The 18,784-nt window shown below is 70.5% G+C and carries 17 protein-coding genes; 9 read left to right on the top strand and 8 right to left on the bottom strand.

The annotated features are described in order from the left end of the window. Positions 1–26 precede the first annotated feature (26 nt). On the bottom strand, positions 27–1,259 hold the full coding sequence (locus OG718_RS03665; RefSeq protein WP_328843216.1) for an NAD(P)/FAD-dependent oxidoreductase: 1,233 nt from the start codon (positions 1,257–1,259) through the stop codon (positions 27–29). A gap of 124 nt (positions 1,260–1,383) precedes the next feature. Continuing rightward, on the bottom strand, positions 1,384–2,148 hold the full coding sequence (locus tag OG718_RS03660) for a class I SAM-dependent methyltransferase (RefSeq protein ID WP_328843215.1): 765 nt from the start codon (positions 2,146–2,148) through the stop codon (positions 1,384–1,386). A 245-nt stretch (positions 2,149–2,393) separates the two neighbouring features. On the opposite strand from OG718_RS03660, the gene OG718_RS03655 reads away from it, so the two are divergent. From OG718_RS03655 to OG718_RS03640, 4 genes are all read left to right on the top strand, one after another. Next, complete coding sequence (locus tag OG718_RS03655) at positions 2,394–3,332, top strand: 2-hydroxyacid dehydrogenase (RefSeq protein WP_443055323.1); 939 nt, start codon at positions 2,394–2,396, stop codon at positions 3,330–3,332. Positions 3,333–3,538: 206 nt separating this feature from the next. After that, on the top strand, positions 3,539–5,158 hold the full coding sequence (gene qcrB, locus OG718_RS03650; RefSeq protein WP_328843213.1) for a cytochrome bc1 complex cytochrome b subunit: 1,620 nt from the start codon (positions 3,539–3,541) through the stop codon (positions 5,156–5,158). Positions 5,159–5,317: 159 nt separating this feature from the next. Further along, positions 5,318–6,160 carry an alpha/beta fold hydrolase gene (locus tag OG718_RS03645; protein WP_328843212.1) on the top strand — a complete coding sequence of 281 codons (843 nt, stop codon included), beginning with the start codon at positions 5,318–5,320 and terminating at the stop codon, positions 6,158–6,160. A gap of 173 nt (positions 6,161–6,333) precedes the next feature. Next, positions 6,334–6,870 (top strand): GNAT family N-acetyltransferase, encoded by a 537-nt coding sequence (locus OG718_RS03640; RefSeq protein ID WP_328843211.1) that lies wholly within the window; start codon positions 6,334–6,336, stop codon positions 6,868–6,870. 52 nt (positions 6,871–6,922) lie between these two features. Here the strand turns inward: OG718_RS03640 and OG718_RS03635 are convergent, their stop codons facing one another. The 3 genes from OG718_RS03635 to OG718_RS03625 all read right to left on the bottom strand — a co-directional run bounded on the left by OG718_RS03635 (position 6,923) and on the right by OG718_RS03625 (position 11,720). After that, positions 6,923–8,086, bottom strand: coding sequence for a 2-oxo acid dehydrogenase subunit E2 (locus tag OG718_RS03635; RefSeq protein ID WP_328843210.1), 1,164 nt, complete (start codon positions 8,084–8,086; stop codon positions 6,923–6,925). A 98-nt stretch (positions 8,087–8,184) separates the two neighbouring features. After that, complete coding sequence (gene aceE, locus OG718_RS03630; RefSeq protein ID WP_328843209.1) at positions 8,185–10,872, bottom strand: pyruvate dehydrogenase (acetyl-transferring), homodimeric type; 2,688 nt, start codon at positions 10,870–10,872, stop codon at positions 8,185–8,187. Between the two features lie 107 nt (positions 10,873–10,979). Continuing rightward, on the bottom strand, positions 10,980–11,720 hold the full coding sequence (locus tag OG718_RS03625) for an SDR family oxidoreductase (protein WP_328843208.1): 741 nt from the start codon (positions 11,718–11,720) through the stop codon (positions 10,980–10,982). 277 nt (positions 11,721–11,997) lie between these two features. Here OG718_RS03625 and OG718_RS03620 point away from each other — a divergent pair, with 277 nt between their 5' ends. Next, entirely contained in the window at positions 11,998–12,465 is a 468-nt protein-coding gene (locus OG718_RS03620; RefSeq protein ID WP_328843207.1) for a cupin domain-containing protein, read from the top strand. A gap of 101 nt (positions 12,466–12,566) precedes the next feature. On the opposite strand, the gene OG718_RS03615 is transcribed toward OG718_RS03620, so the two are convergent. The 3 genes from OG718_RS03615 to OG718_RS03605 form a co-directional block, all read right to left on the bottom strand. Continuing rightward, positions 12,567–13,061 (bottom strand): cupin domain-containing protein, encoded by a 495-nt coding sequence (locus OG718_RS03615; RefSeq protein WP_328843206.1) that lies wholly within the window; start codon positions 13,059–13,061, stop codon positions 12,567–12,569. Between the two features lie 93 nt (positions 13,062–13,154). Continuing rightward, on the bottom strand, positions 13,155–14,705 hold the full coding sequence (locus OG718_RS03610) for an MFS transporter (protein ID WP_328843205.1): 1,551 nt from the start codon (positions 14,703–14,705) through the stop codon (positions 13,155–13,157). Between the two features lie 188 nt (positions 14,706–14,893). Next, the gene (locus OG718_RS03605) at positions 14,894–15,364 is read right to left on the bottom strand and encodes a carboxymuconolactone decarboxylase family protein (RefSeq protein WP_328843204.1); all 471 of its coding nucleotides are present in this window, start codon (positions 15,362–15,364) and stop codon (positions 14,894–14,896) included. A gap of 197 nt (positions 15,365–15,561) precedes the next feature. On the opposite strand from OG718_RS03605, the gene OG718_RS03600 reads away from it, so the two are divergent. The 4 genes from OG718_RS03600 (at position 15,562) to OG718_RS03585 (ending at position 18,723) form a co-directional block, all read left to right on the top strand. After that, positions 15,562–16,353 carry a DUF427 domain-containing protein gene (locus tag OG718_RS03600; RefSeq protein ID WP_328843203.1) on the top strand — a complete coding sequence of 264 codons (792 nt, stop codon included), beginning with the start codon at positions 15,562–15,564 and terminating at the stop codon, positions 16,351–16,353. Between the two features lie 113 nt (positions 16,354–16,466). Continuing rightward, entirely contained in the window at positions 16,467–17,417 is a 951-nt protein-coding gene (locus tag OG718_RS03595; protein WP_328843202.1) for an alpha/beta hydrolase, read from the top strand. A 148-nt stretch (positions 17,418–17,565) separates the two neighbouring features. Next, positions 17,566–18,285: an alpha/beta fold hydrolase gene (locus OG718_RS03590; protein WP_328843201.1), complete on the top strand. Its 720-nt coding sequence runs from the start codon at positions 17,566–17,568 to the stop codon at positions 18,283–18,285. A 96-nt stretch (positions 18,286–18,381) separates the two neighbouring features. After that, positions 18,382–18,723, top strand: coding sequence for a hypothetical protein (locus OG718_RS03585; protein WP_328843200.1), 342 nt, complete (start codon positions 18,382–18,384; stop codon positions 18,721–18,723). Positions 18,724–18,784: the final 61 nt, after the last annotated feature.

The following is an 18,784-nucleotide window of genomic DNA, read 5'->3' as shown; positions in this document are numbered from 1 at the left end:
ACGGGATGGCGGGGTCCGGCGGTGCCTCACGGCAGCAGACTCTCCAGGGGGACTGCGGGATCGGGGAGGACGGCGTCGTCGGTCTCCACGCCGGACTCGACGAGGGACCGGATCGAGTCGACGACGTCCCACACGTTGACGCTCATGCCGGCCAGGACGCGCTTGCCGGACATCCAGAAGGCGATGAAGCGCCGTTCGTCCCGCGCTCCGCGGAAGACGACGCGGTCGTAGCCGTCCGGCTCCGCGTATCCGGTGCACTCCATTGCGAGGTCGTACTGATCGGTGTAGAAGTACGGCAGCCGGTCGTAGACCGCTTCCTTGCCCAGCATGCTCAGCGCGGCCGTGCGCGGCTGGTGCAGCGCGTTGGCCCAGTGCTCCACCCGGAGATGGCGGCCGAGCCGCGGGTGGTAGGCGTTGGCGACGTCACCGGCGGCATGGATGTTCTCGGCGGAGGTCCTCAGGTGCGCGTCCGTGACGATGCCGTTGCGCACGTCCAGGCCCGCATCCTCGGCCAGACGGACATTGGGCGTGATTCCCACACCGACCACCACGGCGTCCGCGGGCAGGTGGGTGCCGTCGGCGAGCAGGACGCCGTCCGCGCGTCCGCCGGTTTTGGTGATGCGCTCGATCTCCGCGCGGGCTCGCAGGTCGACACCGTGTTCCCGGTGCAGGCCGGCGAAGACCTCGGCCGCCTCGCGTCCCAGGACCTTCAGCAGAGGCAGTTCCACGTGCTCGAGCACGGTCACGTCCGCCCCGGCCATCCGGGCGGCCGCCGCCGTCTCCAGGCCGATCCATCCGCCGCCGATCACCACGATCCGCGCGCCCTTGCTGAAGGCGGCCCTGAGACGGTCGCTGTCGCCCAGACGCCGCAGGTACAGCACGTTGTCCAGGTCCGCCCCGGGGACGGCCAGGCGGCGTGGCGCGGAACCGGTCGCCAGGAGCAGCTGGTCGTAGGGCACACGACTGCCGCCGTCCAGCGTCACCGCGCTGCCCCGCCGGTCGATGGACGTCACGTTCCGACCGAGAAGCAGGTCGACGTCGTTCGCCCGGTACCAGTCCTCGGGGTGCACGTGGACCGACTCGCGATCCTCCTTGCCCAGCAGATAGCCCATGGACAGCGGCGGCCGGATGTAGGGCCGTTCCTGCTCGTCGCCGATGACGACGAGAGGCCCGTCGTGACCGTGCGCGCGCAGTTCCTCCGCGGCCTTTCCGGCGGCCAGGTCGCCCCCGACGATCACGAAAGTTTTCACACGCGACATGATGAATCCCGTCCCAGATGGTGTGGCGCGCACAGCGAGCCGTGTGGTGGGACCGTCCAGAAGACCGGGCGGCAGGCCCAGTTGTGACAGCGCCGCCTGAAGGAGACACACTCCGTACGGCGTCTCACCGACCGCTCCGAAGAGTCACGGCCAGCAGCTCCGAGTCGTTGTGTCCCGGGAGCGGGACGAATCCGTGCTGTGCCAGCTCGTCGACGAGCCGAGCGCGCGTCGCGGGCCACATCCAGAACGTCTCGGAGTGTTCCCGCAGCACGTCCTTGGCATTTCTGACCCAGTAGTCGACGCGGGTGCGAATGCGGTAGCCGGCGGCCGACATCGTCATCCGCCCGCCGTAGATGTGCTCGCCGACTCGCTTGTCCGCCAGCACGCGCACGACGGTGCGGACCGGAAGGCGGGCCGGCGGCAGCTGCAGGAACAGCGAACCGTCAGGGGTGAGAGCCCCGCCGATCGCGGACCACAACCTCTCGCGTAGAGCAGGTGGGAGGCAGCCCACCATGTTGTGACAGACGGCCACGTCCGCGACCGCGTGCAGCGCCGCCTCGTCCAGGGGGTGCGGGTGCACGGTCACCCGGTCCCGCTGCTCGGCGGGAAGGGAGGCGAGCCGGGTCAGCAGGGACGTGCGCATGGCCCGGGCCGGCTCGACGGCGTGCACGTCTGCCCTGGAGTCGGCCAGCGCCAGCATCGTCACCCGCCCGGTACCGGCCCCGATGTCCAGCACGCCGCTGCGGGCCTTGGCGACCTCACGGCCGTACAGGCGACGGACCCGCGCTTCGTCCTCGTCGGCCTGCAGGATGTCGTAGAACTCAGCGGTCACCGCATAGGAGTCGAATTCCCGTCGGCTGTTCGGCGTTCTGGGTATGACAGTGTGCATGCCCGACATGACAACGTATGAACAGAGTGTGTGACACGAGGGCGGCAGCCGTGTACCGGTGTCACAGATGCACACGGTGCGCAGTCAATTCTTCGGCCCCGTCTCCGACCTTCGCGACCGGACCAGTGCCCCTTCCCGCCGGCGACTCCGCCGCGCCCCAGGTCAGTGGCCCCATGGCAGGGCACACCGACCGGCCGGCCGAGCGCACCGGCCCCGAAACCGTCGTGAGAGCGGAGTACGTCGTCATGACCGCGCGTTCCCCACAGGTATGGCTGCCCGCACAGTTCGGCCGTCTCGCCGATCTGCCCCCGGGGCTCGACTACGCCCGCTGGGACGGCCGTTCGGCCTTCCCGACGGACCCGGCGGAGGTGGAGTTCTATGTGCCGCCTCTGACCAAGGACATCGACATCATCGCCGGGCCGCTCGCCCGGATGACACGTCTGCGGGCGGTTCAGGCCCTCAGCTCCGGTACCGACGAACTGCGGGCGGCACTCGATCGCCTTCCCCGTGAGGTGACCTTGTGCAGCGCGCGGGGAGTCCCGGCCGCCGGCACGGCGGAGCTGGCTCTGACGCTGATCCTCGCCTGTCTGCGGGGCATACCGGAGTCGCTCCGTGCCCAGAACCGGGAGGACTGGAACCCGCGGACCTTCTCGTCCCTGTACGAGCGGTCCGTGCTCATCGTCGGCCACGGCGCCGTCGGCTCCGCGCTGGAGGAGCTCCTGACACCCTTCGGCTGCGTCGTCACCCGCGTCGGGCGCCAGGACAGGGACGCGCGTCAGGGGCCGGTGCACTCCGTCTCGCGACTGCCCGGGCTCGTCGCGGACGCGGACGTGATCGTGCTGTCCACTCCGCTGACCGCGGCGACCCGTCAGCTCTTCGACGCCGGACTGCTGGCCCGTGTGAAGGACGGCGCCCTGCTCGTCAATGTGTCCCGGGGAGCGGTCGTCGACACCGACGCCCTGCTGAAGGAGGTGCACGGTGGTCGGCTGCGGGCCGCCCTCGACGTGATCGACCCCGAGCCGCTCCCGCCGGGGCATCCGCTCTGGACAGCGCCCGGCGTCCTGATCACCCCGCACGTCGGCGCCTTCACCCCCGACCTGTGGCCCCGTCTCGAGGCGCTCATCCGACGGCAGCTGGCCCGGTTCGCCGCTGGTGAGGAGCTGGAGAACGTCGTCACACGCTGACGTCGGGCCACGCGACGGTGTCACACCTTCGCCGTCTCGCCGGTCGTGACTGGGACAGCAGTTCATGAATGCACCTGAACAGTGCAGTCAGTGCAGGCAGTGCAGTTCTGGACGAATCGGCTCCGTCGTGCCCGCTGTGCGCTGACCCGATGCGGGACCAGAGACGGCGAGCCCCGGAGTGCGACGCAGAAACGAATGGTGACGAGATGGGCAACGACAGCCGGCTGGCCGAGCCGGAGCGGGGGCGCGGCGGAGAGAGACTCGCCACGTGGGTGGACAGCCGGACGGGCCTGCGGGGGCTGACTCGCTCCGCGCGCCGCCTGGTCTTCCCGGACCACTGGTCGTTCCTGCTCGGCGAGATCGCGCTCTACAGTCTCGTCATCCTGCTGATCACGGGTGTCTACCTCAGCCTCTACTTCCACCCTTCCGCCGACCTCGCGGTCTACGACGGCCGGTACGCGCCGTTGCGGGGGCAGTTGGTGTCCCAGGCCTTCGACTCGACCCTGCACATCTCCTTCGACGTCCGCGGCGGTCTGCTCGTCCGCCAGGCTCACCACTGGGCGGCACTGGTCTTCGTCGCCGCGGTGGTCGTGCACCTGCTGCGGGTCTTCTTCACCGGCGCGTTCCGCAAGCCGCGTGAGCTGAACTGGGTGCTGGGGTTCTTGTTGCTCGTCCTGGCCATGTTCGCGGGCCTGACCGGCTATGACCTGCCCGACGACCTGCTGTCCGGAACCGGCCTGCAGGTGGTCAACGGCACTCTGCTGTCGATCCCGGTCGTCGGGACCTACCTGTCGTTCTTCCTCTTCGGCGGCGAGTTCCCCGGCGAGGACCTGATCGCCCGCTTCAACACCCTGCACACGCTGGTCATCCCTGCGCTGATGATCGCCCTGCTGGTCGGCCATGCGGCTCTTGCCGTACGCCACCGGCACACGCAGTACGCCGGGCCGGGCCGGACCGAGAACAACGTCGGCGGCCTTCCGTTCAAGGTTCATGCCGTCAAGTCTGCTGGCTACTTCTGCTTCGTGTCCGGCGTGATCTTCTTCATGGCCGCCGTGGCCCAGATCAACCCCGTGTGGGAATACGGCCCCTTCCGCCCCGACCAGGTCTCCGCCGGATCCCAGCCGGACTGGTACATGGGCGTCGCGGACGGCCTGCTGCGCGTCATGCCCGGCTGGGAGATCGACCTGTGGGGCCACACCCTGGCCCTGGACAACCTCCTGCCCCTGCTGGGCGGGATGCTGCTCTTCCTGGCGATGGGCGCCTACCCCTTCCTGGAAGCCTGGGTTACGGACGACGACCGTGACCACCATCTGCTGGACCGCCCCCGCAACCGCCCCGTGCGGACCGCCCTGGGGGTGGCCTGGCTCAGCGTCTACGCGGTGGCGCTCATCGGCGCCGCCAACGACGTGCTAGCCACCAGGCTGCACCTCTCCGTCAACTCAGTGACGTGGACCGTGCGCGTCGGCCTGTTCGTCGTCCCGGTCCTGGCCTTTGTGATCACCAAGCGCCTCGCCCTGGCCCTGCAGCGCCGCGACCGCGACGAAGTGCTGCACGGACGCGAGACCGGCGTCATCAAACGACTGCCGCACGGCGAGTACGTCGAGGTCCACGAGCCCCTCGACCAGGCGCGGTTGCACACCCTCACCGCCCACGAGCAGTACCGACCCCTGGAGGGCGGGCCCGACCGGGACCCCGACGGCTCCGCGCCCGCCCGCACCCGGCGCCTGCGCGTCGCGCTCAGCCGTGCCTTCTACGGCCCGGGCGCCCAGATCCCCAAACCCTCGCCGACCGAGCACAAGGAGCTCACCGGGCGGCATCGGCCCTGAGCCGCGCGGCGGCACCAGCGCCGTCCTCGCGGCCGAAGCGGCCTCCCCAGCACCCCGGCAGACGGTCACTCAGCTCTTACCGGCCGTCGGCACCAACACCCGCCTCCCGTCCGGGAGACGCGGGCACCGATCACCGATCCCGTCCGAAAGGCAATCGACATGGACCGAACCGCCCGCACCAGCCGGGCCCGCACCGCTCTCACAGCCCTCGCCACCGCGAGCATCTTCGCCGGGCTGCTCGTCACCACGACCGGCCCGGCCGCCGCCGACAAGGGCGCCGCCACCGAGGCACCCAAGCCCACCGTCGTCCTGGTCCACGGCGCGTTCGCCGACTCCACGAGTTGGAACGACGTCATCCGCAAGCTGCGGCACGACCGGTACCCGGTGGTCGCCGTCGCCAATCCGCTGCGCTCCCTGAGCGGCGATTCCACCTACCTCAAGGATGTCCTGGCCGGCATCGACGGGCCCATCGTCCTGGCCGGGCACTCCTACGGTGGCTCGGTGATCAGCAACGCGGCCACCGGCAACGAGAACGTCAAGGCGCTGGTCTATCTCGCGGCCTTCCTCCCGGACAAAGGCGAGAGCGCGGCCGACCTGTCGGGGAAGTTCCCCGGCAGCACGCTCGGCGACGCGCTGCGGCCGGTACCGACCACGAACGCCGACGGCTCCCAGGCCAACGACCTCTACATCCACAACGACAAGTTCCGCCACCAGTTCGCGGCGGACGTGCCTCGTGACAAGACCGACCTGATGGCCGTCACGCAGCGGCCGATCACCGACGCCGCCCTGGCCGAGAGCGCGGCCGAGCCGGCCTGGAAGACCATCCCCTCATGGGTCCTGGTCGCCACACAGGACCTCAACATCCCGCCCGCAGCCCAGGAGTTCATGGCCCAGCGGGCCCACGCCCACACCTCGAAGGTACGGGCCTCCCACGCGGTGAGCGTCTCGAAGCCCGGAAAGGTCACCGAGGTCATCGAGGACGCCGCTCACTCGGTGCGCTGACACCGCAAGACGGGTCCTGTGCGGACGGGCGCGCTGCCGCGAGCCCGTCCGCACGGCTCGTCGCGAGTCACACCCGGCCGGTGCGGCCGGTCAGGTGTCCGCGACCCGCTCAACCGGCCGACGCTGCGGCGGGCCACCTCCCGCACCGGCCCCGGATGTGCAAGGACAAGCTCATGCGCCGCGAACCGCGGATCACACCGATAGGCCCCGCCGACCTTGCCCGAACCGTGGCGCTGCACCGCCGCTGCTCACCGCAGACCCTGTGGAGCCGCTACCACCGGGCGATGCCCGACCCCCGCACCTACCTGCCCACTCTGCTGACCCGTCCCGGTTCGGTCCACCTGGCCGTGCTGGACGTCACCGGACGCTTCGTCGCCGTCGGACATCTGATGCCGGATCACTCGGCCGTGGAGGCCGCGCTGTTGGTCGAGGACTCCTGGCAGGGCCGCGGACTCGGAACCCGTCTCCTGCGACGTCTGGCGCGGCACGCGCTCAGCGGCGGCTGGGAGAGCCTCTACGGTCTCTTCCTGGCAGGGGACGGACGGATCGATGCCATCCTGCGCCACGCGGACGTTCCCGTGCACCGCACGCAGGAAGGCGACACCGTCACCGCCTGGGTGCGGGCACGGGACCTCGCCGTCCTCCGCACGGAGCGCGCGAGCCGGCCACGGTTTTGTGGCCGGTGTCCGCAGGGCGGCAAAGGCGGATGACACCACATGCCTGCGCCGGTGCGGCGGGAGGGCCGCACCGGCGCTCCTTCTCCTACGCCATGGTGTCGGCGTACAGGTCGTCCTCGAACGCCGCGGCCTCCAGGATCGCCTTGACCGAGGTCAGGTAGCGGGCCGCGTCCGCCCCGTCCACCAGCCGGTGGTCGTACGACAACGACAGGTGCACCAAGTCCCGGATGCCGATGACCTCGTCGTCGCCGTCGCGGACGACCGCCGGCCGCCTGACCGTCGCGCCCACGCCCAGGATCGCGGCCTCCTTCGGCGGCACGATGACGGTGTCGAACAGCGCGCCGCGCGAACCGGTGTTGGAGATGGTGAACGTCGCTCCCGTCACGTCGTCGGGAGTGAGGTGCCCGCCGCGGGCCCGGCCGGCCAGGTCGTGGACGGCCCGGGCGAGCCCGGCGACCGTCAGGTCCCCGGCCGCCTTGACGACCGGGGTCATCAGGCCGTCCTCCGTGTCGACCGCGATGCCGATGTTCTCGGTGTCGAAGTAGGTGATGGTCCCCGCGGCCTCGTCGATCCTGGCGTTGACGACCGGGTGCGCCCTCAACGCCTGGGCGGCGGCCTTGATGAAGAAGGGCAGCGGCGACAGCTTGAGCCCCTCGCGGGCGAGGAAGCCGTCCTTCGCCCGGCCGCGCAGCCGCATGAGCCGCGTGACGTCGGCCTCCACCGTGGTGGTCAGCTGCGCCTGCTCCTGCAGCGCCTTCTTCAGGTTGTTCCCGATGGCTGTGCGTATGCGGGTCATCGGCACCGTACGGCCGCGCAGTGAGGAGGCTTCGGTGCCGGCGGCCGGGGCGACAACCGGCGGTGCGGCAGGAACTGCGGCCGCCGGCACGGGCGAGGGGATAGGAGTCGGCGACGGTGTCGGGGCCGGAGTCGGAACCGGGGTCGCAGAGGCGGGCTCGGCCCGGGGGGTCGACGGTGCGACCGGCGTGCGGGCCGGGTCAGTCGGGGCCTCGACCGGCGTGCCGATGACGCCGAGGGCGGCGCCGACCTCGACGGTCTCGTCCTCCGCCACGGTGATCTCCAGAAGAACACCGCCCGCCGGGGAGGGGATCTCGGTGTCGACCTTGTCGGTGGAGACCTCCAGCAAGGGTTCGTCGGCCTCGACGCGCTCGCCGACCTGCTTCAGCCAACGGGTCACGGTGCCTTCGGTGACGGACTCGCCGAGGGCGGGCAGGGTCACGGAAACCGTCATGGTGTCGTCAACTCCTCAACATCGGCGGGCGCGACGCGACGGCCCGCCGGATCTGTCGTTCGTGGTGTGTGTGCGGGGCCGGTCGCGTCCGGCGTCGCTCAGCGGTCGAGGCCGTAGCGCTCGCGGGCCTGTCCGACGGTCGCCGGGGGGACCTGCCCGGCCCGGGCCAGCCGGTCCAGCGCGGTCACGACGATCGACTCGGCGTCCACTCGGAAGTACCGGCGGACGTCCTCACGCGTGTCGGACAGACCGAAGCCGTCGGTGCCCAGGGAGTAGTAGTCCTGCTCGATCCACTGGCTGATCTGATCCGGTACCTGCCGCATCCAGTCGCTGACCGCCAGTACAGGACCGGGCGCGCCCGCGAGCGCCCGGGTGACGAACGGCGTGCGCTCCTCGCCGCGCATCCTGGCGTCGTCGGCGCGCATCGCGTCCCGGCGCAGCTCCGTCCAGGACGTCACCGACCACACGTCGGCGTGCACGCCCCAGTCGGAGGCGAGGAGTTCCTGCGCCCGCAGGACCCAGTGGACGGCCGTACCGGAGGACAGCAGTTGCAACCGCGGCCCGGCGGCACCGGGTTCGGCGGGCCGGAACCGGTAGACGCCCCGCACGATGCCCTCCTCGATGCCCGGCACCGCCGGCATGGCCGGCTGATGCTTCGGCTCGTTGTACACGGTCAGGTAGTAGAAGACGTCCTCGGGCCGCTCGCCGTACATCCGGCGCAGGCCGTCCCGGACGATCACCGCGATCTCGTAGGCGAAGGCCGGGTCGTAACTGACCGCCGCCGGGTTGGTGGCGGCCAGCAGATGCGAATGGCCGTCACCGTGCTGCAGACCCTCGCCGGTCATGGTCGTGCGCCCTGCGGTGCCACCGACCACGAAGCCACGGCCCATCTGGTCGCCGAGCGCCCAGAACTGATCGCCGGTGCGCTGGAATCCGAACATCGCGTAGAAGATGTAGAACGGGATCATCGGCTCGCCGTGGGTGGCGTACGAGGTCGCCGCGGCGGTGAACTCGGCCACGGAACCGGCCTCGGTGATGCCCTCGATGAGGAGCTGCCCGGTGGTGCTCTCCTTGTAGTGGAGGAGCTGGCCTGCGTCGACGGGGTCGTAGTTCTGGCCCTGCGGCGAGTAGATGCCGGCCGTGGGGAACATCGACTCCATACCGAAGGTGCGGGCCTCGTCGGGAACGATCGGTACCCAGCGCGCGCCGCTCCGCTCGTCCCGCATCAGGTCCTTGACCAGCCGGACCAGTGCCATCGTGGTGGCGATCTCCTGGTGGCCGGACCCCTTCTCCAGGGCCTCGAAGGGCTTGGCGGGCGGCTCCGGCAGCGGCGCGGCCGTCACCCGGCGCAGCGGGAGGGGGCCGCCCAACGCGGCCCGTCGCTCGCGCAGGTACCGCACCTCGGGCGAGTGTTCGCCGGGATGCCAGAACGGGACCTGGTCCCCGGCGAGCGCGCTGTCGGGGATGGGCAGCTCCAGTACGTCGCGCAGCTCACGGAACTGCGCCATCGTGAGCTTCTTCATCTGGTGGTTGGCGTTGCGCGACTCGAACGCCGAGCCCAGCGTGTGGCCCTTGACCGTCTGGGCGAGAACCACGGTCGGCGCGCCCCGGTGCTCCACCGCGGCCCGGTAGGCGGCGTATACCTTCAACGGCTCGTGTCCGCCGCGGGAGTTCTCGAACAATTCCACCACCTGCGCGTCGCTCAGGGATGCGGAGAGGGCGGACAGGGCGTCCCCGGTGAAGAAGTTCTTGCGTATGTACGCGGCGTCCCGCGCGGCCAGCGTCTGCAGCTGCGCGTCGGGCACCTCACCCAGCCGCCGCACGAGGTCACCCGTGGTGTCCTGCCCCAGCAGCGGGTCCCACGCCTCGCCCCACAACGTCTTGACCACGTTCCAGCCCGCGCCCCGGAACCGTGCCTCCAGCTCCTGGACGATCTTCGAGTTGGAGCGGACCGGCCCGTCCAGGCGCTGCAGGTTGCAGTTGACGACGAACGTGAGGTTGTCCAGGCCCTCACGGGAGGCGAGCGTCAGGGCGGCCATCGACTCCGGCTCGTCCGTCTCCCCGTCGCCCAGGAACGCCCACACCCGTGAGGCGGAAGTGTCCTTGATGCCGCGCGCGTGCAGATAGCGGTTGAAGCGGGCCTGGTAGACGGCGCCGAGCGGGCCGAGGCCCATGGAGACCGTCGGGAACTCCCACAGCCACGGCAGCCGCCGGGGGTGCGGGTAGGACGGCAGGCCGTGACCGCTCGCCTCCCGCCGGAAGCCGTCCAACTGCTCGGCGCTCAGGCGCCCTTCGAGGAACACCCGTGCGTAGATGCCGGGGGAGGCGTGCCCCTGCAGGAAGAGCTGGTCGCCGGATCCGTCGCCGTCCTTGCCCCGGAAGAAGTGGTTGAACCCGATCTCGTAGAGCCAGGCCGCCGACGCGTAGGTGGAGATGTGGCCGCCGAGCCCCAGGCGTGAACCTCGGGTGACCATCGCGGCGGCGTTCCACCGGTTGAGCGCGGTGATCCTGGACTCCATCTCCAGGTCACCGCCGAACTCGGGCTGCGCGGCGGCCGGGACGGTGTTGATGTAGTCCGAGGACAGCAGCGGGGGCAGCCGGGTCCCGGACGCCTCGGCGAATTCGTGCACGCGCCGCATCAGGTACGCCGCCCGTTCCGGCCCGGCGTTGCGCACGACGGCGTCGAGAGAGGCCCGCCACTCGGCGGTCTCCTCCCGGTCACGGTCGGGTAGCTGGTCGAGCTCACTGATCGCGGGCGTCTCAGTGGGCCGGGACGGATCGTTCATGGCGCAGCCTTCCTGGCACGGCGTTGGGACGGGTGGGGCCGACCGCGGACACAGGGGTCGGCGGCCGACGGGAAGCGCGGGCGACGGCGCGGCGTCGCCTACCGGGGTCAGCGGCTCTTGAGCCACTCGGTGAAGGTGTGGTGGCCCAGATGGGCGTCCGGTCCAGGCAGCAGGGTCCGCTCCCCGACCACCGCGCCGAAGAAGGGCGCCCGCGCGTCGGCGACCACCGGCCCGGTCCGGCCCAGGACGGCCAGCAGCTCGCCGGTGGCCTCCTCGAGCCGGAGCTCCTGCGGTCCCGCGACCTCGAGCACCCCGAAGCGGGGCAGTCCCACAGCGGCATGGGCGACCGCCACGGCGACGTCGTCCGTCGAGACCGGGCGCACCAGCAGAGGCGGCACGTGCACACCGTCGGGCCGGATGCCGTCCGTCGCGATCGCCTCGACGGACTCGTGGAACGCAGTGGCGCGCACCAGGGTGCAGGGCACGGTGGCGTGCCGCGCCAGGTCCTCCTGCGCCGCCTTGGCGCGGAAGTAGCCGGAGCCGACGCGGTCGGCGCCCACCACCGACAGCGCCACATAGTGCTCGGCGCCCGCCGCGGCAGTGGCCTTGAGGAGATGGCCCGTCGAGGCGGTGAAGAACCGCGTACTGACCGTCTGTTCCCGTGAGGGGGCGTCGGTGACGTCCACGACCACCTCGGCGCCGCGCAGGGCCTGCTCCAGGCCCTGCCCGGTGCTCACGTCGACCGCGTCCGCGCGCGAGACCGGCACGACCTCCACGCCGTGGTCGCGGAGCCTGGCGACCGTCCGGGAACCGATCAGACCGGTGGCACCTACAACGGCGACTCTCATCTGGATCTCTTTCGTCGGGGGCCGATGACCCTGGCGGGTGTCCGATGGGCGGCGACGGCGGCGGCGGGCGTCCGCGTGCCACCGTGCTCACCACACCTAGACAGGTCGGAGCCGGTTCTTGTGACACCGTGTCGGTGCGGCCGACCGTCTCCACGTGTCACAGATTCCCGGGGGATCCGGTCAGGAGCATCGAGCGGTCGCCACGACCGCGACGATCACGTGAAGGCGCGGACGATGTGTCGCGCGGACACGGTGCAACCACGGAAGGTGCGACCCAGTGTCGGAGAACTCACAGCACACCCAGCACGGCCACCACGGACACGGGCACGGCACGGGCGGCGAGGACGGCCCCAGCTGGACCCGGGCGGCGAAGATGCTCCAGGACGCCTCACCGGTGACCGTTCCCGAGGGCGCCTCGGCCATGACTATCCACGTCGAGTGGGAGCCCGGCGACCCCGGTACCCCGCCGCACCGCCACTCCGGCCCGGCGTTCGGCTACGTCATCAAGGGTGCCGTCCGCTTCGAACTGGAAGGGGAGCCGGAGCGTGTCATCGAGGCCGGCGGCACCTTCTGGGAGCCCGGCGGCGACGCCATCCATTACCAGGACGGCAACGCTCTGGACGACGAGCGGACCGAGTTCGTCGTCACGATGATGTGCGCGCCCGGCAAGCCCATGCTGGAGTTGGTCGACGAGGCGGAACTGAAGGAGCGCGTCCACCTGCGCGCACAGCGGCCGACCGCCTGACAGCTGCGCGGGGCCCTGCGTCCGTGACACCCCGGCGAGTACCGGTGTCACGGACGCAGGGCCCCGCTTTTTGTACTTGGCCATTTTCCCGGTCCTTGCTGCTACTCCACGAAGTACGAGTCGTGCCGGTCGAAGAACGCGGCCCGCTCCTCCTCCGAAGCGTGCGCCAGCTGCGACACCTGCTCGAAGTACTCCTCGCGCGGAGCGCCCGGCGTGAACAGCAGCAGCATGTCGGCCGGGGCGTCGGAGTCGTTCCGGAAGGCGTGCAGCCCGCCCTGCGGCACGTGCAGGAAGTCCCCCTTGCGGGCGTCGACCCACTGCACACCGTCGAAGACGCGCACGGTGCCGTCCAGGATGTAGAACGATTCGGAGATCCGCTTGTGGAAGTGCGTCTTGGGGCCGCCCGCCCGGGGCCGCATCTCCACCCGGTACAGCCCGAACTCGCCCCGGGTGGTGGCGGTCGTCGCCAGGTAGTGGGTGGCGTCCTTGCCCGGACCGCTCTCGCCGAGGTTCGGCGGTGTGGTGGCAGGCCGGAAGACGGCGCTGACCTCCCCGTCCTCGCCCCAGTACTTCTGTTCCGGATACAGATACGACATAACAGGTTCCTCTTCCTCTTTCTCTGTGACAGGACTTCTCTGCGACAGGACCGGCGCGGGTTCGCCGGTGCCGGCCGAAAGCCCGGCCGGGGGTCATTTCGCGGATCGGTGATGAGTGAAGCGGGAGACCAGCGGCGGCTCCAACAGCCCGCCGTGGGCCCAACGTTGCGGCCGGTGTGGGGCCGCAGTGGTCTGCCGCAACAGGGCGAAGGCCAGCGCCGCGCCGACGGCCAGCAGCCCCGCACACAGAGGCATGGCCCTGCGGAACGACGCGTCGAAGGCGGCGCCCGACCGGTAGGCGTCCGGCCCCATCCCGACCAGGAGCGGCAGCGCCGCCACGGCCATCAGCCCGGCCGCCCGCGCCGCGGCGTTGTTGATGCCGCTGGCCAGCCCGGCGTTCGATGCGCCCACCGAGGACAGCAGGGTCACGGTCAGCGGAGCGACCAGGACGACCATGCCGGTTCCCATCACCACCAGCGCGGGCAGGACGTCGGCCGGGTAGGACGCGCCCGGCCCGACCCGCAGCATCATCAGCATGCCCGCGCCGCACACCAGCGGTCCGAGAGTGAGCGGGAGCCGGGGCCCCAGCCGCTGGGCGAGCACCCCCGAGCCGGAGGAGAACAGCAGCATCAGCACGGTGGTGGGCAGCATGGCCGCGCCGGCCGCCAGGGCCGAGTACCCGACGACGATCTGCAGCTGCAGCGCGGCCAGGAAGTAGAACCCGCCGGTGCTCGCGTAGACGCACAGGGTGATCAGGTTTATAGCGGTGAACTGCCGGGAGGAGAAGATCGCCGGCGGCATCATGGGGTCGGCGCTGCGCCGCTCCACGTGGAGGAAGGCGGCGCCGCAGACGACGCCGCCGACTGCCGCGGCGACGGCCACCGGCCCACCGTGGCGTGCCGCGGTCAGCGCGTAGGTGGTCAGGGCGAGGGCCAGGGCGCCCAGGACGGCGCCGGGTACGTCGAAAGCCCAACGCCCCCGGCCGGCAGCGCCGGTGGCCACCCCCGTGTCCTCGCGGAGCCCGCCCACGGATTCCGGGACGTGGTTCAGCGCGACGGGCACGCACAGCAGCGCCGGGACGATGCTCAGCACAAACGTCCACCGCCAGCCGGGGCCGTCGACCAGCCACCCGCCGAGGAACGGTCCGAGGGCCGCCGCGATCCCGCCGAAGCCGGACCACAGGCCGATCGCGCGCGGCCGGTCGTCCGGGTGGAAGGAGGCCTCGATGATCGCGAGCGAGCCGGGGGTGAGCAGCGCGCCGCCGACGCCCTGCAGCGCCCGGGCGGCGATCAACGTGCCGGCGTTCGGCGCGAGAGCGCACAGCAGCGAGGCGACCGCGAACCACACGACGCCCACGACAAAGACCCGCCGCCGCCCGAGTCGGTCGCCCAGGGAACCGCCCAGCAGGATCAGGCCCGCCAGGGCCAGCATGTAAGCGTTCACCGTCCACTGGAGCACGGCGAGATCGGCGCCGAAGTCCCGGCCGATGCGCGGCAGCGCGACGTTGGTGACGGTGGAGCCGAGCAGGACCACACTCGATCCCAGCACCGTGGCCAGCAGGGTCCACCGGCCGCGGGCACTGGCGATCCGGAGCAAGGGAACGGGAACAGGGGCGGCGCCGTCCGTGGCGGGAGAGTGCTTCATGTCGTGTCCTGGCGTCGTCCGGTGACCACGGGCCGGCGGGGCGGGGATCACCCGGGCGACGGCGGCAGTCGGTGCAGTGGGGCGAGCGGATACCGGGCGGACACCGGGCGGGCCGGGGTCCGTCGCCCGGCCGATGGCCGGGGTGGCCGGGTGACGGATACCGGCCCGCCCGGGCCGGAGCGGTCGGCTCAGCCGAACATGCCGGGCTTGTAGCCGCCGGCCGGCTGCCGGTTGATGACGTTGATGCGGTTGTAGGCATTGATGACGGCGATCAACGAGATCAGCGCCGCGAGCTGGTCCTCGTCGTATTGCTTCGCGGCGTTCGCCCAGGCGTCGTCCGACACCCCGACCGAGCCGTCCGCGATGCGCGTGCCCTGCTCGGTCAGTTCCAGGGCCGCGCGCTCGGCCTCGGTGAAGACCGACGCCTCGCGCCACACTGCCACCAGGTTCAGCCGCTGCTGCTCCTCGCCGGCGGCGGTGGCGTCCTTGGTGTGCATGTCGGTGCAGAAGCCGCAGCCGTTGATCTGACTGGCACGGATCTTCACCAGCTCCTGAGTGGCGACCGGCAGGGTCGAGTGCACCGCCGCTCCGGCCGAGTTCAGGTGCTTCATGACCTTGCCGGCGAGCGCGTTGCCGAAGTAGTTGATGCGAGCTTCCACGGGGGATCTCCTCAGGTGCGGAACAATTACGGTCCACTGACCGGGAACCTGCCGGATCTGTGACACCGCGGGTCCCGGTTCACCGGGATAGCGGTGTGACACCGTGTGAAGATGCTGGTACCAGGCACCACGTCCGGGCGGCCGTACACAGCCCGATAGCATCACGGCACACCGTCAGCGAATACAAGGTGATCACCATGGCAACCGAAAGTGTTCTGCATCCGAGCCTCATCGTTCCGATCGGGCACGTCGAACCCGTCCCGCGCCGCATCCGGGGGATGGTCGCCGGCCGGGTCGTCTTCGACACCCGCCGTGCCCTGTACGTGTGGGAATGGCAGGCATACCCGCAATTCAGCATCCCCGTCGAGGACTTGGTCGACGGGGAGCTCCGCGACGACGGACACATGGAGCAGCTCGGTGCCGGCCTGGCGCACCGTCACACTCTTGAGGTCGGACCGGAGGTCCGCGAAGGGGCGGTGTGGGTCTGGGGCGAGGGCGCTCCGGGCGCTCTGCGTGACACCGTGCGTTTCGAGTGGGAAGCACTGGACACCTGGCTCGAAGAGGACGAGCCGGTCTTCGTGCACCCCCGCAGCCCCTACTCCCGTGTCGACGCCCTGCGTTCGAACAGCAGGGTCCGGGTCGAGCTGGACGGAGTCGTGCTCGCGGAGGCCGACAACTGCGTCAAGCTCTTCGAGACCGGCCTGCCGACCCGCTACTACCTCGACCCCGCGACCATCGACTGGGCCCGGTTGCGCCACTCGGACACGGTCACACGCTGTCCGTACAAGGGGACGACGAGCAGCTACTGGTCCTTCGACGGTGACGCCGCTTCCCACGAGGACATCGCCTGGACCTACGACTTCCCGACGGCCCACGTCCACCGCATCGCGGGCCTGACCGCGTTCTACAACGAGCACGTCGACCTGTACATCGACGGCTTTCTGCTGCCGAAGCCCGCGGATGCGGACCGGACTTCAGCCGACCGGTGATCCGCCGGGGGTGCATTTCGCATCCCTTTCCCCGGCGCGTCACACAATGGCTCCCGGCCCGGTCTCATGGGAGGGAAAGACCTCCCGAACTCACCGCCCGTAAGGACCGTGCCATGAGTGACATCGTTCTCGAACCCGCCGCGCAGGAATTCGCCGACGCCACTGCCAAGCCGCCGCTGCTGTACGAACTCGGCGTCGAAGGTGCGCGCAAGTTGCTGGACGACGTCCAGTCCGGACCGGTCGAGAAGCCGGACGTGGACGAGAAGTGGATCACCGTCCCCGCGGAGGTCGGCGATGTGCGTGTGCGCATCATCAAGCCCGTCGGCAGCACGGGCGTCCTGCCCGTGATCCTTTACGTCCACGGCGGGGGCTGGATCCTCGGGAACTCCGGCACCCACGACCGCCTGGTGCGCGAACTCGCCGTGGGCGCGAAGGCCGCCCTGGCCTTCGTCGAGTACGACCGCTCCCCGGAGGCGAAGTACCCGGTCGCCATCGAGCAGGCGTACGCCACAGCCCGCTGGATCACCGCCCGGGGCGGCGACGAGGGGTTGGACGGCTCCCGCCTGGTCGTCGCCGGGGACTCCGTCGGCGGCAACATGAGCGCCGCCCTCACCCACCTGGCCAAACAGCGAGGCGACGTGAGGTTCCTGCACCAGTCGCTGTACTACCCGGTCACCGACGCGGGGCAGGACACCGAGAGCTACCGCACCTTCGCCCACGGGCCGCACCTGACGGCGAAGGCCATGGAGTGGTTCTGGAACGCCTACACCACCGACCCGACCGAGCGGGACCAGGTCACCGCCTCTCCGCTGCGCGCGACCCTGGAGGAGCTCCGGGGACTGCCGCCGGCGTTCGTCGCCGTCGACGAGAACGACGTGCTGCGCGACGAGGGCGAGGCCTACGCGCGCAAGCTGATCCAGGCCGGTGTGCCGACCACGAGCGTCCGCTACAACGCCTCGCTGCACGACTTCATGATGCTGAACCCGGTCCGCGGAACCCAGGCCTCCACCGCGGCGATCGAGCAGGCCGTCCACGTGCTGCGCGAAGCCCTCGGCACCAATTGATTCCGTGCGCGGCAACGGCGCGGAAAACGATCCCTGTTTTCCGCGCTCGCCGAAAGACCGCACGTCCCTCGAACCAGTACAGCCCTCCATCCGATGGCACGCGCAGGGCGCAGGCCGCATGCCACCGGCTGAATGAAAGGCCCCTTTCATGAGTGCACAGAAGCCGACCGTCGTCCTCGTCCACGGAGCGTTCGCGGACTCCTCGAGTTGGAACGGCGTAGTCGAAAGGCTCCAGTCCCACGGCCATTCCGTGGTATCCGCGAGCAATCCGCTGCGCGGGCTGAGCAAGGACAGCGACTACGTCCGACAGCTCGTGGAGTCCATAGCGGGCCCCGTGGTCCTCGTCGGGCACTCCTACGGCGGTTCGGTGATCAGCAACGCCGCACGCGGACTCGACCGGGTCAAGGCGCTCGTCTTCGTCGCGGCCTTTCTGCCGGACGAAGGGGAGAGCGCGGTCGCCCTGTCCGGGAAGTTCCCGGGCAGCACCCTTGGGGAGACGCTCCGCGCCGTGCCGATCGCCCTCCCCGACGGCAGCCGGGTGGCGGATCTCTACATCGAGGAGAGCAGGTTCCACCAGCAGTTCGCCGCCGACGTCCCCGAGACGACCGCGGCGGTCATGGCCGCCACCCAGCGGCCAGTGGCCGACGCCGCGCTGGCCGAGGGAGCCTCCGCCCCCGCCTGGAGGGACATTCCGTCCTGGGTCCTCGTGGCGACCGAGGACCGCAACATCCCGGCCCAGGTACAGATCTTCATGGCCGAACGCGCGAAGGCTACGGTCGTGACCGTCGACGCCTCCCACGCGGTCGTCGTCTCCCGTCCCGGTGACGTCGCTCGCGTGGTCGACGGGGCGGTACAGGCCACCGGTTGAGCCACCGTGATACCGAGGCGCGGTCGGAGTCATCGCGCCGTCCTCGCGGCCCGGCTTCGCTCCGGGCGCCGGGCCGCCGACTTCGGGAGCGCATCAATGAGCACGGAAGAGCAGGCCGCTCGCGGGCTGGCCGACATAGAGGCCTACCTGTACTGGGAGGCTCACCTCAGTGCCGCCCGTCAGCGCGTGGCCGCCTTCATCGCGCAGTCGGTGGGGCTCACCCACCAGCAGAAGAGGGACATCGAAGAGTGGTACCTCGACGAGCAGAAGTACGTCGCCGGGGTGGTGACGCAGCACATCGCCGACAGCGTCGCCGAGGCCGACTCGGCCCGCCATTGGCGTTTCCTGCGGTGTATGCGCCGGATGCTCATCGCGGTGGCCGTCCTGACCCTGCTGACCTTCGTGGGCACGGTGCTCCTCGTGAGTTCGCGCCTCTGACCCGAGCCGCGGGAAGAGCATCGATTTCGAGCCAGCCCCAGGCACTGTGAACGCCGGGGTA

The sequence above is a fragment of the Streptomyces sp. NBC_00258 genome, assembly GCF_036182465.1.
Lineage (GTDB): Bacteria > Actinomycetota > Actinomycetes > Streptomycetales > Streptomycetaceae > Streptomyces.
Note: the sequence above shows the minus strand (reverse complement) of the source record. Positions and strands in the feature narration are given on the sequence as shown.